This window comes from Sediminihabitans luteus (genome assembly GCF_002797595.1).
Classification (GTDB): Bacteria; Actinomycetota; Actinomycetes; order Actinomycetales; family Cellulomonadaceae; genus Paraoerskovia; species Paraoerskovia lutea.
The window spans coordinates 219655-235223 of the sequence record NZ_PGFE01000003.1; the positions used below are offsets into that span (position 1 = coordinate 219655).

Annotated in this window: 13 protein-coding genes and 1 pseudogene; 3 read left to right on the forward strand and 11 right to left on the reverse strand. The window is 74.4% G+C overall.

From position 1 onward, the window contains the following. Positions 1–2 precede the first annotated feature (2 nt). The 4 genes and pseudogenes from CLV28_RS10655 to CLV28_RS10670 all read right to left on the reverse strand — a co-directional run bounded on the left by CLV28_RS10655 (position 3) and on the right by CLV28_RS10670 (position 4723). On the reverse strand, positions 3–1139 hold the full coding sequence (locus CLV28_RS10655; protein ID WP_100423303.1) for a bifunctional 2-methylcitrate synthase/citrate synthase: 1137 nt from the start codon (positions 1137–1139) through the stop codon (positions 3–5). A 75-nt stretch (positions 1140–1214) separates the two neighbouring features. Next, a complete protein-coding gene (gene prpB / locus CLV28_RS10660; protein ID WP_100423304.1) occupies positions 1215–2108 on the reverse strand; it encodes a methylisocitrate lyase in 894 nt (297 codons plus the stop codon). A gap of 158 nt (positions 2109–2266) precedes the next feature. Then, positions 2267–3778 (reverse strand): annotated as a pseudogene (locus tag CLV28_RS10665) (MmgE/PrpD family protein); the annotation flags it as partial. Between the two features lie 117 nt (positions 3779–3895). Then, complete coding sequence (locus CLV28_RS10670) at positions 3896–4723, reverse strand: GntR family transcriptional regulator (RefSeq protein WP_100423306.1); 828 nt, start codon at positions 4721–4723, stop codon at positions 3896–3898. Between the two features lie 171 nt (positions 4724–4894). Between CLV28_RS10670 and CLV28_RS10675 the strand changes: the two genes are divergently transcribed. Together CLV28_RS10675 and CLV28_RS10685 are read left to right on the forward strand one after the other, a co-directional pair. Next, the gene (locus tag CLV28_RS10675) at positions 4895–5350 is read left to right on the forward strand and encodes a peptidoglycan-binding domain-containing protein (protein ID WP_100423307.1); all 456 of its coding nucleotides are present in this window, start codon (positions 4895–4897) and stop codon (positions 5348–5350) included. A 120-nt stretch (positions 5351–5470) separates the two neighbouring features. Beyond that, positions 5471–7114: a DUF4232 domain-containing protein gene (locus CLV28_RS10685; RefSeq protein ID WP_157802607.1), complete on the forward strand. Its 1644-nt coding sequence runs from the start codon at positions 5471–5473 to the stop codon at positions 7112–7114. Here the strand turns inward: CLV28_RS10685 and CLV28_RS10690 are convergent. The 3 genes from CLV28_RS10690 to CLV28_RS10700 all read right to left on the reverse strand — a co-directional run bounded on the left by CLV28_RS10690 (position 7089) and on the right by CLV28_RS10700 (position 10714). After that, positions 7089–7982, reverse strand: coding sequence for a formate/nitrite transporter family protein (locus CLV28_RS10690; RefSeq protein WP_244900154.1), 894 nt, complete (start codon positions 7980–7982; stop codon positions 7089–7091). The two genes, CLV28_RS10685 and CLV28_RS10690, sit on opposite strands and share 26 nt — an antisense overlap. 77 nt (positions 7983–8059) lie before the next feature. Continuing rightward, positions 8060–10054 (reverse strand): cytochrome c biogenesis protein DipZ, encoded by a 1995-nt coding sequence (locus CLV28_RS10695; RefSeq protein WP_100423311.1) that lies wholly within the window; start codon positions 10052–10054, stop codon positions 8060–8062. A gap of 42 nt (positions 10055–10096) precedes the next feature. Beyond that, positions 10097–10714 carry a hypothetical protein gene (locus CLV28_RS10700; protein WP_100423312.1) on the reverse strand — a complete coding sequence of 206 codons (618 nt, stop codon included), beginning with the start codon at positions 10712–10714 and terminating at the stop codon, positions 10097–10099. Between the two features lie 102 nt (positions 10715–10816). On the opposite strand from CLV28_RS10700, the gene CLV28_RS10705 reads away from it, so the two are divergent. Continuing rightward, the gene (locus tag CLV28_RS10705) at positions 10817–11500 is read left to right on the forward strand and encodes a fasciclin domain-containing protein (RefSeq protein ID WP_100423313.1); all 684 of its coding nucleotides are present in this window, start codon (positions 10817–10819) and stop codon (positions 11498–11500) included. A gap of 284 nt (positions 11501–11784) precedes the next feature. Here CLV28_RS10705 and CLV28_RS10710 read toward each other — a convergent pair whose 3' ends face one another. The 4 genes from CLV28_RS10710 to CLV28_RS10725 form a co-directional block, all read right to left on the reverse strand. Further along, positions 11785–12546 (reverse strand): methyltransferase domain-containing protein, encoded by a 762-nt coding sequence (locus tag CLV28_RS10710; protein ID WP_100423314.1) that lies wholly within the window; start codon positions 12544–12546, stop codon positions 11785–11787. A 229-nt stretch (positions 12547–12775) separates the two neighbouring features. Continuing rightward, positions 12776–13615, reverse strand: coding sequence for an anti-sigma factor (locus CLV28_RS10715; protein ID WP_100423315.1), 840 nt, complete (start codon positions 13613–13615; stop codon positions 12776–12778). Further along, positions 13608–14183 (reverse strand): ECF RNA polymerase sigma factor SigK, encoded by a 576-nt coding sequence (sigK, locus tag CLV28_RS10720; RefSeq protein WP_100423316.1) that lies wholly within the window; start codon positions 14181–14183, stop codon positions 13608–13610. The genes CLV28_RS10715 and sigK overlap by 8 nt, the downstream gene beginning before the upstream one ends. Before the next feature lie 192 nt (positions 14184–14375). After that, entirely contained in the window at positions 14376–15500 is a 1125-nt protein-coding gene (locus CLV28_RS10725) for a 3-deoxy-7-phosphoheptulonate synthase (protein ID WP_100423317.1), read from the reverse strand. Between the last annotated feature and the right edge of the window lie 69 nt (positions 15501–15569).

A 15569-nucleotide genomic window follows, 5' to 3' on the forward strand; every position in this document is an offset into this window, starting at 1 on the left:
TCTCACCGCCGGGGCACCTCGCGGCGCGGGGCACCGACGTACTCGCTCAGCGGCCGGATCAGCGCGTTCGCGGCGCGCTGCTCCATGACGTGCGCGGTCCACCCGACCACCCGGCTCGCGACGAACAGCGGCGTGAACGTCTGCGTGTCGAAGCCCAGGAGGTGGTACGCCGGGCCGGCCGGGTAGTCGAGGTTCGGCAGGATCCCCTTGCGCACGGCCATGGCGTCGGCGAGCGCGTCGTACAGCTCGCCCAGGTCGGCGCGGCCGTGGTGCGCGACGAGGTCGTCGAGCGTCGCCTTCATCGTCGGCACGCGCGAGTCGCCGTGCTTGTAGACGCGGTGGCCGAACCCCATGATCTTGCGCCGCGCGGCGAGCGCGTCGTCGAGCCAGGCGGCCGCGCGGTCGGCGGAGCCGATCTCGGCGAACGCCTCCATGACGGCCTCGTTCGCACCGCCGTGCAGCGGACCCTTGAGCGCGCCGACCGCGGCGGTGACCGCGGAGTAGAGGTCGCTCAGGGTCGAGGTGACCACGCGCGCGGTGAACGTCGAGGCGTTGAACGAGTGCTCGGCGTACAGCACCATCGACACCTCGAACGCGCGCACCGCCTCGGGCGCGGGCTCCTCGCCGAACGTCGTCCACAGGAAGTTCGCGGCGTACCCGAGGTCGTCGCGCGGCTCGACGAGGTCGAGCCCCCGACGCCGCCGCTGGTCGAGCGCCACGACGCCGGGCAGCACCGCCCACAGCCGTCCGGCCTTGGCCTGCTCGGCCTCCGGGCTCGTGTCGTCGGCGGTCGGGTCGAGCGCACCGAGCAGCGAGACCGCGGACCGCACGACGTCCATCGGGTGGGCCGTGGTGGGCAGCGACAGGACCAGGTCGCGGACGGCGTCCGGCAGGGCCCGGTGGGAACGCTCGGTCACGGTCTGGGCGGCGAGCTGCGCGGGCGTCGGGAGCTCACCGTGCCACAGCAGGTGCGCGACCTCCTCGAAGCTCGTGCGCTCGGCGAGGTCCTGCACCGGGTACCCCCGGTACAGCAGCGAGTTGGACTCCGGGTCGACCTTGCTGACGCTCGTGACGTCGACGACGACTCCGGCCAGGCCCTTGCGGATCTCGCCGGGCCCGCCTGCTGCGGTGCTGCTCATGGTCACTCCTTCGTGAACGGTGAGCGTCACGTCCTGGCCCCCTCCCGCACCGGGGAGAGGGCCAGGACGTGACCCTCACGGGCGGTAGGTGAAGATCTCCTCGTCGAACGCGTTGTAGCCCGCGTAGTCGACGAGCTCGTAGAGCCGCGCGCGCGTCTGCATCTGGTCGACGACGCCCTGCTGCGTGCCGTGCGCCACGATCTCGTCGAGCGCACGCTCGGCGGCGCCCATCGCGGCGCGCAGCAGCGTGACCGGGTAGATGACGATCTTCGCGCCCGCGTCGGCGAGCTGCTGCGACGTGAAGAGCTCCGACTTGCCGAACTCGGTCATGTTCGCGAGCACCGGCACGTCGACCGCCGCGGCCACGGCCTCGAACTCCGCGAGGTCCCGCATCGCCTCGGGGAAGATCGCGTCGGCGCCCGCGTCGACGAACGCGCGGGCACGGTCGACCGCCGCGTCGAGCCCCTCCGCGGCCCGCACGTCCGTGCGCGCCATGATCAGGAAGTTCGGGTCGCGGCGCGCGTCGGCCGCGGCACGCACGCGCTTGACCGCGGTCTCGAGGTCCACCGTCGCCTTGCCGTCGAGGTGGCCGCACCGCTTGGGGTTGACCTGGTCCTCGACGTGGGCGCCCGCGACGCCCGCGTCCTCGAGCACCTGCACGGTGCGCGCGACGTTCATGGGCTCCCCGAACCCCGTGTCCGCGTCGACCAGCACGGGCAGGTCGGTCGTGCGCGCGATCTGCTGCGCGCGCCCCGCGACCTCGGTGAGCGTCGTGAGCCCGATGTCCGGCAGGCCGAGCTCGGCCGAGAGCACGGCGCCCGAGACGTACACGCCCTCGAAGCCCTTCTCCTGGATCAGCCGCGCGGACAGCGGCGTGAAGGCTCCCGGGAACCGCAGGATCCCCGGGCCGGCGAGCGCGGCACGCAGGTTCTCGCGCTTCGCGGCGGGGGTCGTGGTGGCGTGCAGCATCAGCGGGCCTCGCTCTCGGGGGCGGTGGGCGTGGGTGCGGGCGCAGTCCGTGTGGTGTCGGACGTCGCGTGGTCGGCGGGCGCGTCGTCCGACGTCGCGGGAACCGGCCGAGCGTCGTCCGACGTCGTGCCCGTGCGGGCGTGGTCGCGGCCGAGCTCGAACAGCCCGGTCGGGGCCTCGGCGGCAAGGAGCCCGGGGCGCGCGACGACCGAGAGCTCGCGCACCTCGGCGGCCGTGAGCTCGGGCAGCCGCTGCGCGAGGTCGAGGAACCGCTCGATCTCGGCGTCGTCGAGCACGCCCGCGGCGAGCGTGCGGAACTTGGCGACGTACTGCTCGCGCGCGAACGGCCGCGCGCCGAGCGGGTGGGCGTCCGCGACGGCGATCTCCCGGACGATCCGCTCGCCGTTCGTCAGCTCGATCTCGACGCGACCGCCGAACGCCTTCTCGGCAGGGTCCGTCGAGTGGTAGCGACGGGTCCACGCGGCGTCCTCGGCCGTGGTGACCTTGCGCCACAGCGCGACCGTGTCCTCGCGCGCGGCCCGCTCGGGCGCGTACGAGTCGACGTGGTGCCAGCCGCCGTCCTGCAGCGCGACCGTGAAGATGTACGGGATCGAGTGGTCGAGGGTCTCGCGCGACGCGGTCGGGTCGTACTTCTGCGGGTCGTTCGCGCCCGAGCCGATCACGTAGTGGGTGTGGTGGCTCGTGTGGATGACGACGCTCGCGACGTTCGCGGGGTCCGCGAGCTCCGGGTGCTCGCCGTGCAGGGCGCGCGCGAGGTCGATGAGCGCCTGCGACTGGTACTCGGCCGAGTGCTCCTTGGTGTACGTGTCGAGGATCGCCGTGCGCGGTTCGCCCGGCGCGGGGAGCACGACGTCGTAGCGTGCGTCGGGGCCGTCGAGCAGCCACGCGATCACGCCGTCCTCGCCCTCGTAGATCGGCTCGGGGCTCGTCTGGCCACGCATCGCACGGTCGACGGCCTCGACCGCGACCTTGCCCGCGAACGCGGGGGCGTGCGCCTTCCAGGTCGAGATCTGACCCTTGCGGGACTGCCGGGTCGCGGTCGTGGTGTGCAGCGCCTGGCCGATCGCCTGGAAGATCGTCTCGGCGTCGAGCCCGAGCAGGGTGCCGATGCCCGCGGCCGCCGACGGCCCGAGGTGCGCCACGTGATCGATCTTGTGCTTGTGCAGGCTGATCGCGCGCACCAGGTCGACCTGCACCTCGTAGCCGGTCACGATGCCGCGCACGAGCGCCGCGCCGTCCGCCCCGACGTGCTGCGCGACCGCGAGGATCGGCGGGACGTTGTCGCCCGGGTGCGAGTACTCGGCCGCGAGGAACGTGTCGTGGAAGTCGAGCTCGCGCACCGCGACCCCGTTGGCCCAGGCCGCCCACTCAGGGCTCGCGCACGCCGTGAGCGGCGCGCCGAACACCGTCGCGCCCGGCACGTACGGGTGCGCGAGGGCCTGCGCGCGCGCCGCGACCGCGGGGCCGCGGGTCAGCGACGCGGTCGCGACCGCCGCGTTGTCGATCACGCGGTTGATCACCATGTCGACGACCTCGGGCGTCGGCTCGGCCTGCTCGGCCGCGAGCTCCGCGAGCTTCCAGGCGAGCTGGTCCTCGCGCGCGAAGTCGTCGGCGCTCGGGTGGACGGTGACGGTGATCGTCTGGGGCATCGTGGGCTCCGGGGTTCTGGGTGTTCGAGGGTCTGGGTGCTCGAGGGTCTGGATGTTCGAGGTTCTGGGTGCGCGGCCCGTCCGCCGAACCGGTGGTTGTGTCCGTTCCGAGCGGTTCTAGCGACCACGATCGCCGGGTCGGCGGGTCGAGATCGCCGGGTCGGCAGTCGGGGGTGACGGGTCGGCCGGTCGGCGGGTCGAGATCGCCGGGTCGGCAGGCGGGGGTGACGGGTCGGCCGGTCGGCGGGTCGAGATCGCCGGGTCGGCGAGGGTGCGCTCCGCCGTCGCGGCGCTGTGCTCGATGTGCGCGCGCATCACGGCCTCCGCGTTCTCGGGGTCGCCCGCGGCGATCGCCGCAGCGACCGCGCGGTGCTCGTCGACGTGAGCGCTCCCTCCCACGCGCCCGTGGGCCGCGAGCACGCGGTAGCGGTCGACGTGCCCGCGGATCTGTCGCAGGAGCACGGAGCACCAGGCGTTGCCGGCGACGGTCTCGATGCGCGCGTGGAACTCGGCGCCGATGCGCAGCACCTCGGCCTCGTCGTCGCGCACGCGGTCCATGAGGTCGACGAGGCGGTCGAGGGCGGCGACGTCGTCGGGGGTCGCACGCTCGGCGGCGTCGTGGGCGAGCAGGCCCTCGAGCCGGGAGCGCACGTCGTACACGCGCTCCAGGTCGTCGGCGTCGAGCGGGGCGACGCGCACTCCCCCGGTCGCGAGCTCCTCGACGAGCGCCTCGGCCTGTAGCAGCCGCAGGGCCTCGCGCACCGGGGTGCGGCTCACGCCGAGGCGGGCCGCGAGCACGGGCTCGGTGATGCGCTCGGCCGGGGCGAGGTCGCCCGTGATGATCTGGTCGCGCAGGTGCTCGTAGACGGCACGCGCACCGGACTGTCGGCGTGCGGCGAGCTGCGTCGTCACGCGCGGGACGGGTTGCGTCGTCGCGTCGGTCATCCCGCCATGATGCACCCCTGTACACCTGTATACAACCTGCCCGCGAGCGTACCGACCGACAGCGCGCGCAGAATTCACCTTCTCTCCCGAATGCCCGGGTTGTCGGCCGCTCCTACGCTGAGCCCGACCCGGGGCGCGACGACGCACCTCGGCACGACCGAAGGAGCTCGCATGAAGACCCTCCACCGCACCCTCGCCGCCGGCGCCGCCGCGGCGCTGCTCGCGACCGGCGCGCTCGCCGGCGCCACGAGCGCGACCGCGGCATCGGCCGCCTACTCCGCGTGCAGCACGACCGTCACGGTCGGCGGCGTGACCGTTCCCGCGACGCCCGCACCCTGGATCTCGCCGACCGCGAAGTCGACCTGGTGCAGCATCTCGCCCCGCCCCGACCACCTCGGCGTCCAGGGCCCCGGGGTCGCCGCGCTGCAGCGCCACATCGAGTCCTGCTACGGCATCTCGGCGGGCCCCCGGGGCGTGTACGGCACCGGGTTCGTCAGCGCGCTCACGAGCGTCCAGAGCGCGGCCGGGGACGGCCCCGACGGCGTCTACGGCCCCTCGACCCGCGACCGCATGAAGTTCCGCCCTGACAACGGCGGCCCCTGCGTGACCGTCGCGTTCACGAGCTGAGCCCCGACGGCGCCCGTCCCTGGGCGGGCGCCGTCCACAGCCTGTGAGCGGTTCGTGAACATCGCGAAGAGAGTCCTGGTCCGCAGCCGCCGCGGCCGCACCGGGCCCTAGCGTGATCGCGTGCCCTCCCGCCCTCGCACCGCCCGCACCGCCGCCCGCCGGCTCGACAACCATCTCGACCGCCAGCTCGACCGCCGCACCGCTCACCGCATCGGTCGCCGGCTCGACCGCCGGCGCGGCCCCACCGGCGACTACCCCACCGACGACTACCCCACCAGCGACTACCCCACCGACGACTACCCCACCGGCGATTCCCCCACAGGCGATTCCCCGGCCTGGTCGCCGCGCGGTCGCCGCGCCCGCGCGCCCCTCGCCGCCACGCTCGCCTGCGCGCTCGGCGTGACCCTCGTCGCGTGCTCGCCCGCCGACGACGTCCCGGCCGCCGCCGCCCCTCTCGTCGAGCTCCTCGAGGACGTGCCCGGCGTCGACGGCGTCGAGGTCACGACGCCGACCGACACCACCGGCCCCACGGCCGACCCGTCGCCGGACGGCCAGGCCGACCCAGCGACGTCCGACGGCACGCGCGTGACCTTCTGGGTCGACGTCGGCCCGGCGCTCGACGGCGACGCGGCCACGGCCGCGCACGCGGAGCTCGTCCGCGCGGGCGGCGCGCTCGCATGGGACGTGTGGTTCCAGGACGGACCCCGCGACGGCGAGGTCCCGGCCCGGCGCTCGGTGCACGCCGACGCCACCGGGATCGCGCCCGACGCATTCCGGATCGCGCACAGCCCGGGCGTCGTCAGCGCGACGATCGACGGCCCCCGCAGCAGCGTGCGCACGAGCTACGCCGACCAGCTCGTCGCGATCGCGAGCGGCACGACCGAGGGCGGGACCCCGCTCACCGACCTCGGGGCCGCGGGCGACACGCTCGCGCGCGGCCACGGCGGCGCACCCTCCCCCACGCTCCTGATGATGCTCGCGGAGGTGCGCGACGTCCCCGGGTTCGTCGGCTCGGCCTACGACGACGCCGCCGACCCCCGCGGCACGGGTCCGGACGACGTCGGGCACCTCGTCGTCGTGGCGGCGGACGACGCGTCCGCGCGCGCGGTCGCGGACGTGCTCGACCAGGGTGGCTGGGCCGCGGCGACGCACCCCGTGGCGTACGTCGTGCAGGTCGGCAGCACGCCCCCGGACCTGCCCGGCGCGACGCCGTCCGCGGCCGAGGCCACGGACCCGGCGTCCACGGGCCTGGCGTCCACGGCGGACGGCGTGACCGGGTGGGTCTCGACGCGGGACCCGGCCGGGACCCCGGCGTCCGACCCCGACACCCCGTGCGGCAGCCTGACCGGGCACGTCACGGGCCAGGACTCGGCCATGGGTCGGCGCTGGCTCACGATCGTCATGACCAACGACGGCCAGGAACCCTGCGAGCTCGCCGCGGTCCCCGACCTGCGGTTCCGCACCCTCGCGGGCGAGCTCGCGGACGTGGGCCGCGCCGACGAGGACGCCGCGTTCCTCGGCCCGGATCAGCCGACCACCCGCGAGGCGGTGTCGCTCGCGCCCGGCGCGAGCACCTCGCTCGCGATCACCTGGCGCGGCGGGTCGACGTCGCTCGACCCGGACGTGACGGTCGCGATCGAGGTCGTGCCGAACCCGGACGCCGCACCGGTCGTCGTGCCGCTCACCGACCCGGACCACCCCGGGCCGGCGACCCTCGACGTCGTCGACGGCGTGACGGTCACCGCCGGGGGGTGGCGCCCGTGACGGGTCGTGCCTCCGCGAGGAGCTCCGCTCCTGCGACAGGCTCTGCTCCAGCGAGGGGCTCAGCCGCCGGGGCGCGCAGACGCGAGCCGCCCGCCACGAACCAGTAGCCGACGCCCACCACGAGCGCGCCGCCCACGAGGTTGCCCAGCCCGACCCAGAGCACGTTCGTCGCGAAGTCCCCGACCGTCGTCAGACCGTCACCGAGGAACAGCCCGAGCGAGAAGGTCGTCATGTTCGCGACGACGTGCTCGAACCCGCTCGCGATGAACGCGAAGATCGCCCAGAAGATCACGACGGCCTTGCCGATCTCGGTGCGCAGTCGGGCGCAGGCCCAGATCGCGACGCACACGAGCACGTTGCACAGGACGCCGCGGAAGAACATCTCGCCGACGCCCTCGTGCGCCTTGTGGTCGAGCATCGAGGCGAGCATGTCGGCGCCGGCGGAGCCGTCGAGCACGCGTGACTGCACGACGGCCCACGCGAACACCACCGACCCGAGCAGGTTGCCCACGAGGCAGAGCGCGAGCGTGGCGACCGCGGCGCCGAGCCGTGTCGCCCGCGTGAGCACGCCCTGGGTGAGGATCATCATGGCGGACGTCGCGAGCTCGGCACCCGCGAACACGACCAGGGTCAGGGCGACCGCGAACACGCCGCCCGCGACGAGCGGCTGCGCCGGGCTCCCGGCGGCGAGGAACGGGCCGGCCGTCATGAGCATGAGCACCACGCCGACGCCGATGTAGGCGCCCGCGAGCATGGCCGAGACGAGGTAGCGGGCAGGGCTCGTCGCCCCGGCCACCTTGGTCTCGGCGGCACGGCCCTGCTCGGTCACGGTCTCGGGGATGGTCAGCACGACCCTACCTTGCACCATTCTTCACAAGGTGTCACGGCTGTCCGCGCGCTGGGCGCCGGCGTCCCACGACCCGGCGCCCCGCGCGGGCCCGCGACCTACCCGAAGGTGAACGTGTAGACCGTCGCACCCGCGGGCAGCTCGAGCTCGACCGTGCCCGTCGTCGCACCCTCGCCCCGCAGCACGTCGTACAGCGTCGGGTTGCCCGAGACCTCGATCTCGCGCGTCACGGGCTCGCCGCCGTCCGGCGTCACGGTCGCCCGCGCCGTCCCCTCGCCGCCCAGCACCGCGAAGACGTTCGTCGCGTCGTACGCGAGCCGGACCGTCGCGCCGTCCTCGGTCGCGGTCGCCCCCTGGTGGTCGACGTCGAAACCGCCGTCGAGCGAGTAGGTGTCCTGCGGCTGGTCGGGGTTGGCGGTGTACTCGACCGGCCCGCCGTCGTACGCCGGCTCGCCGTCGTAGTTGAACGACTTGCTGATGCCGAAGTACGTCTCGGGCGTCGTCTCGTCGACCGGGGTCGCGTCGGCGACGTTCGTCGCGGGCGGCAGCTCGACCCCCGGGTTCGCGGCCGTCAGGAGCTCGCGGATGTGCTTCTCCGTGGTCGCGTACCCGCCCTCGCCGAACTTGATGTGGCGCACCGTGCCGTCGGCGTCGATCAGGTACTCGGCGGGCCAGTAGCGGTTCCGGTAGGTCGTCCACGTCGAGTACGCGTTGTCCTGCGCGATCGGGTAGTCGACGCCCAGGTCCTTCGCGCCCTCGATCACGTTGCGCGTCTCGCGCTCGAACGCGAACTCGGGCGTGTGCACCCCGATGACCTCCAGCCCGTAGTCCTCGTACGTGTCGTACCAGGCCGCGACGTTGGGGATCGCGCGCTGGCAGTTGATGCAGGAGTACGTCCAGAAGTCGAGCAGCACGACCTTGCCGCGCAGGTCCGCGAGCGCGATCGGCGACTCGTCGGGCGTGTTGAGCCACTGCGTGATGCCCGTGAGCTCGGGCGCGGTGCCGCAGCTCTCGAGCTCCTCGCCACCGTTCGAGCACTTCGACAGCTCGCGGTTCTCGTCCGTGACGATCCCCCCGAGGTCGAGCGCCTCGCGCACCGCGGCGTTGTCGTCGACCTGCTCCTGGAGCGCACCCGTGTAGTCCGGCAGCGCGCGCTGCAGCGCGGCCGGGAGGTCGAGCGCGAGCGCCGCCGCGAGCGCGATCATCACGACGCCGCCCGTGATCCGGATGCCCCGCTGGTGCGTGCGGAAGCTCTTGACCCGCTCGGCCACGCGTCGTCCGGCCAGGGCGAACACGAGCAGCGGGATCGCCGCACCGATCGCGAAGCTCAGCGTGAGAGCGACCGTCCCCGGGCCGATGTTGCCCGTCGCGCCCGCGACCGTGATCGCGGCGAGCACCGGGCCCGCGCACGGCACGTACAGCACGCCGAGACCGAGGCCCAGCAGGAACGCACCCTTGTCGGGGTTCGAGCGCCGCCCGGCACGACGCGAGCCGATCGCCGCGATCTTCTGGAACGGGCGCTCGAGCACCTCCTCGAACCGCGGCACGATCATCCCGACGCCGATCGCGGCGAGCAGCACGATCCCGAGCCAGCGCAGCAGGTCCTGCGGCAGGCCGAGCGCCGTGAGCAGCAGCGACCCGAGCAGCGTGAACACGCTGAAGCTCAGCACGAGGCCCAGGATCACGAGGTACGGGCGCCACGAGCGGCGGCCGGGCCCGTCCGGTGCCGGACGACGGTCGGGGTCGTCCGCCGTCGGACGACGGTCGGCCCGGTCCCCCGCAGGTCGCGAGCTCGCGGCCGGGGCGGTCGCCGTCACGACCGCGCCGCGCGCACCGATGCTGACCGTGCCGGGCGCGCCCGCGAAGAGGCTGGGCGAGGGCGCCGCGGTGGTCGCCGACGACCCGGCCGCGGCGGCGTCGTCCGACGACGGCCGGTCAGCCGGGGCGTCGTCCGAGGAGCCGGCCGGGGTGCCGGGATTACGGGCGCCCTGCACGCCGCCCGCGAAGAAGATCACCGGGAGCATCGGCAGGATGCACGGGGAGATGCCGGTGATCAGGCCGCCGAGGAGGCCGATGAGGATCAGGGTTTCCATGCCGGTGGTTCGGTGCGGACCGCTCCCGGGATGGGCGCGGGCTCAGCGCGTGCGGACCGTCGTGACGATGCGCGTCGCGCACGGACGGCGCGGGCTCGACCCGAAGCCGAACCGCACGGGCGGGTCGACGTCCGCGAGCGCCCCGAGGTCCGCGCCGTCCCAGCGCGCCTCGACGTCCAGGACCCGGCGGACGTCGGTCGCGCCGTAGGCCTCGTGCCGCCCGCTCCCGGCCGTCCCGTACGTCCGCAGCCCGAGCACGCGCGCGAGCGGGTCGACGGCGCGCGCGAACCCGACCGACCGCGCCACGCGGGCGGGCACGAGCCGGACCGCCCGGCCCAGCGGCGTCCGCGGCCCGGTCCGCACGACGGCGGTGAGCGGGCCCGCGCGCACGGTCAGCCGCTGCGGGCGCGACGCGGGACCGAGCGCGGGGACGGCGTCCGACACCACGGAGGACTCGACGACCTCGTCGAACGAGTACGTCGCGGCCACGAACTCCGCGACGTCGGGCGGCGCGACCAGCACGCGGTGGCCGTCGGGGCGCTCGACCATGACGTCCGCGAACCGCCCGAACGGCGACGCCCACCAGTCGCCCACGACGACGCGCGTGCCCGACGCCGTGCCGAACCCGATGATCTGGCCGTCGAACCGCTCGTCACCCATCGCAGAAGTTTCTCGCGATCCGACCCATCCGGTGCGGCGGGGGCTCCGAACCCCCGGTGAAACGCCCCGCAGGACGTGGGGCGACGACGCGAGGAGAGACCGATGAACGTTCGTACCCGTTCCGCCGCCGCTGCCACCACGTTCGCCGCGCTCGCGGTGTTCGGCCTGGCCGCCTGCTCCGACGACAGCACCGACGCGGGCGCGTCGAGCGACGACTCCGCGATGACCGAGGAGTCCATGCCCGCCGAGACGCCCATGGACGACATGGAGTCCGACATGAGCGTCGACCCCGCCGCGAACCTCGTGGGCCCCGGCTGCTCCGACTACGCCGCCGCCGTCCCCGACGGCGCGGGCTCCATCACCGGCATGTCGGCCGACCCGGTCGCGGTCGCGGCGTCCAACAACCCGCTGCTGACGACGCTCGTCTCGGCCGTGAGCGGCGAGCTCAACCCTGACGTGAACCTCGTCGACACGCTCAACGGTGACGAGTTCACCGTGTTCGCGCCCGTCGACGACGCGTTCGCCAAGGTCGACGCCGGCACGCTCGACACGCTCTCGACCGACGCCGACCTCCTGACCTCGGTGCTGACCTACCACGTGGTGCCCGGCCAGATCGCGCCGGACGACATCGTGGGCGAGCACACCACCGTCGAGGGCGACACCGTGACCGTGACCGGCTCGGGCGACGAGCTCAAGGTCGACGACGCGAACGTGATCTGCGGTGGCGTCGTGACGCAGAACGCGACCGTCTACCTCGTCGACTCGGTGCTCATGCCGAGCATGTGACCCCTCGGGCCCCGCGCCCGGGACCCGGGCCTCGCGCCCGCCGCCGTCGACGCGGGTCGACGGCCCCCGACCGGCCCGGCCGTCGCGCGTCCCCCAGGCGCGACGGCCGGGCCTTCGTGCGTACTGGTGCGTGCGGGCTGGGGCGTGCGGGCTGGGGCGTGCGGGCGTCACGTTCCGGCCCCTTCCCCGGGCGCCGACCGGGCCAGAAGGTGACGCTCGACGCCCACGACGAGCGGGTGCCCCCCGTTCGGAATGCACGCGACGCCGGAACGCACGCGTCGCCGTCAGCGGGGTCGACGCGCCTCGATCAGGTGGCGCGCGGAGTACGCGACGAACGGCCCCTCGGCCTCGATCTGCTCGTGCAGCGCGAGCAGCCGGTCCCGGTACGCGTCGACCGTGAACCCGGGGACCATCCAGATCACCTTGCGCAGGAAGTACACGACCGCCCCGACGTCGAAGAACTCGACGCGCAGCCGCTCGGCGCGCAGGTCGACGACCTCGAGGCCTGCCGCCCGTGCCGCCGCGGCCTCGTCGTCGTGGTGCCGCCCCCGGCGCGCCTCTGGCTGCGGCCCGAGGAAGAGCTCCACGAGCTCGAACACGCTCGCGGGCCCCACGTGCTGCGCCAGGTAGGTGCCGCCGGGGCGCAGCACGCGCGCGATCTCGCCCCACCACGGGACCACGGGATGCCTGCTCGTGACGAGGTCGAACGCGGCGTCCGCGAACGGCAGGGGTGGCTCGTCGTGGTCGGCCACCACCACGATCCCGCGCGGGTGCAGCAGTTCGGTCGCCTTCGCGACGTTGGGCGGCCACGACTCGGTCGCCACGGCGACGCGCGGGACGCTCCCGACCGTCGCGAGCACCTCGCCGCCGCCGGTCTGGAGGTCGAGCGCGGCGTCGGCGTCGGCCCACCGGGCGGCCATCGTGCGCGCGTAGCCCCACGACGGGCGTTCCTCGGTCGCGCGGCCGTCGAGCCAGGAGAAGTCCCAGCCGTCGACGGGCGCGGCCTCGGCCTCGGCGATCAGGTCGTCGACCGTGCGTGCGCTCATGCCTCCATGGTGGCGCACCCGTGGCTCGCGGGCGTCACGTCCTGGCCCGTTCGCACGCCCGGCATCGGGCCAGAAGGTGACGCTCGGCCGCACGGGGCCCGGGGCGGACGACGCACGCGTCGCGCGGCGATCTCCGCCGGTCGAACCGGCGATCATGGTCGGTGCGGGGGTCCTTACCGACCATGATCGCCGGTTCGGCACCGGAGGCGGGCGGGGAGGGCAGGCCGGGTCAGGTCTGCAGCGCCACGATCGGGTCGGACGTCGGCTGGTCGGAGCCGCCCGCCGGCTCGAGCGTCATCGCGACGACCTCGCCCGCGGCAGCCTCGACGAGGGCCTGCGGGTCGTCGGCGTCGAACAGCCCGGCCGACGTCGCAGCGCCGTCCGCGACGATCCACAGCTGGTAGTCCTCGTCCTCGCCCGTGCCGGGCAGCCCCGACGCGGTGAACAGCACGTCGCCGTCCGCGACGAGCGCGCTCGCCTCGCCGCCCCCGGCGACCGGGCTCGTGACGAGCCGCGCGTCCGGGTCGGCGAGCATCTGCGCGACGCGGTCGACCTGCGCCTGGAGCTGGACCTGCGTCTGATGGGTCTGCACGGCGATGCCCGTCGGCACCGCGACCGCGACGATCGCGGCCGCCGCCGCGGCGACCAGCCAGTTCCGGCGGCGTCGCGCCCCGATCGGCACCACGTTCGACGGCGCGTCGTCAGCCATGTCGGACGACGCGGGGCCGGCCGTGTCGGACGACGCGCGGTCCGCCGTGCCAGCCGTCGAGCCGATCGCAGCGATCGGAGCTGCGGACGGCGCGCTCCCGAGCACTGGGGTCGCCGCCGCGTCGGTGCCGGCCGTGAGCGCGGCCACGCGGGCGAGCACGTCGGCGCGCACGTCGGCGGAGGGCGCGGCGTCCACGACGAACGCCGCCACGGACTCACGGAGCTCGTCGAGCTCACGCCGGGCCGCGTCGTCCGACGCCACGAGCGACTCGACGGCGCGAGCCTCGGCGTCGGTCACGGCGTCGAGCGCGTAGGCAGGGATCAGGTCGCGGACCGCCTGGCGGTCGAGGTCGTCAGCCACGGTTCACCCCCAGGCAGTCGCGGAGCCGGATCAGTCCGTCGCGGATGCGGGACTTGACGGTCGGGAGCGCGGCGCCGAGCCCCTCGGCGACCTCGCGGTAGGTCAGGTCGCCGTAGTAGGCGCGCACGACGGCGTCGCGCTGGGTCTCGGTGAGCGTGTCGAGGCAGTCGCGCACGGCCGACCGGTCGAGGCCGCGCTCGACCTCCTCGGCGACGACGTCGCGCTCGGCGCCGACGGTGCTCGCGTCGAGGTCCTTCTGGTCACGCGCACGGCGCGACTGCTCGGAGCGCACGCGGTCGATCGCGCGGCGCCGCGTGAGCGTGACCGCCCACGTGCGGGCCGACCCGCGGGTCGCGTCGAAGCGCGCTGCCGTCTGCCACACCTCGACCATCACCTCCTGGGTCACCTCGGCCGCGTGGTCCCGGTCGCGCAGGACCGCGAGCGCCGCCCCGAACACGGACGGGCTCAACGCGTCGTACACCGGCGCGAACGCGTCAGGGTCGCCGCCGGCGCACGCCGCGAGGGCGGCGTCCAGCGCGTCGGGTTCGGTCGTCCTGGCGTTCGGCACGGGCCCAGTCTGCCTCAGACGGGGCACACGTGGTTCGAGGCCGACGCGGTCCCGGATGGGTCGCCTCGTCGAGCGCGCGCCGAACCGGCGGTCGTGCGTCGCCGAACCGGCGATCGTGGTCGGCCAGAAGCCCTGGAACGACCACGATCGCCGGTTCGGCGCGGGGGCTCGGGCGCGGGCGGGCGCGAGGGGCTAGAGGGCGCGGCGTGCGCGCACGGCCTCCGCGAGCTCGCCGAGCAGCGTGGCCGTGGTGTCCCAGTCCATGCACTTGTCGGTCACGGACTTGCCGTACACGAGCCCCGACGGCGCGGGCGCCTGGGCGCCGGCGACGAGGAACGACTCCATCATGAGACCGGTCACGCCCTGCTCGCCCTCGGCGAGGCGCGCGGCGAGCTCGCGCACGACCTCGGCCTGGCGCACGTGGTCCTTGCCCGAGTTGCCGTGCGACGCGTCGACGATCAGGCCGTGCTCGACGGCGCCGCCGAGGCCCGAGGTGCGGGCCACGGCGAGGGCGGCCTCGACGTCGGACGTCGCGTAGTTGGGTCCCGAGCGGCCGCCGCGCAGGATCACGTGGCAGTCGGGGTTCCCGGCGGTCTCGACGGCGGCGGAGCGGCCCTGCTGGTCCATGCCGAAGAACGTGTGCTCGCTCGCGGCGGTCACGCAGCCGTCGACCGCGATCTGCACGTCGCCGTCGGTCGCGTTCTTGAACCCGACGGGCATCGAGAGACCGGACGCGAGCTGGCGGTGCACCTGCGACTCGGCGTTGCGCGCGCCGATCGCGCCCCACGAGATCGCGTCGGCGATGTACTGCGGGCTGGTCGGCTCGAGGAACTCGCTCGCGGCGGGCACCCCGGCGTCGAGCACGCCGAGCAGCACCTCGCGCGCAAGACGCAGGCCGTAGTTGACGTCGTGCGTGCCGTCGAGGTGCGGGTCGTTGATGAGGCCCTTCCACCCGACCGTGGTGCGGGGCTTCTCGAAGTACACGCGCATGACGATCGCGAGGTCGTCCGCGAGGTCGTGCGCGACGGCGGCGAGGCGGCGCGCGTAGTCGAGCGCGGCCTCGGGGTCGTGCACCGAGCACGGGCCGACGATCACGAGCAGTCGGTCGTCGTCGCCCGCGAGGATGTCGCGCACCTCGCGGCGCGACGTGGTCACGAGGTCGGAGCGCGCGGGCCCGAGCGGCAGCTCGGCGAGCATGGCCTCGGGGGCGGGCAGCGGGGCGAGCGCGCGGATGCGCAGGTCGCTCGTGCTCGCCTGCAGGTCGTACTCGGGGTGCGAGGTCACGTCGTCCTCCGTGGTGGTGGTCGTGGCGGTCATGCGGTGGGCTCCTGATCAGGCTGGCTCAGACGGAGCGCGCTCGCCGCATCGGTGTCCGGAGCGGCCCGT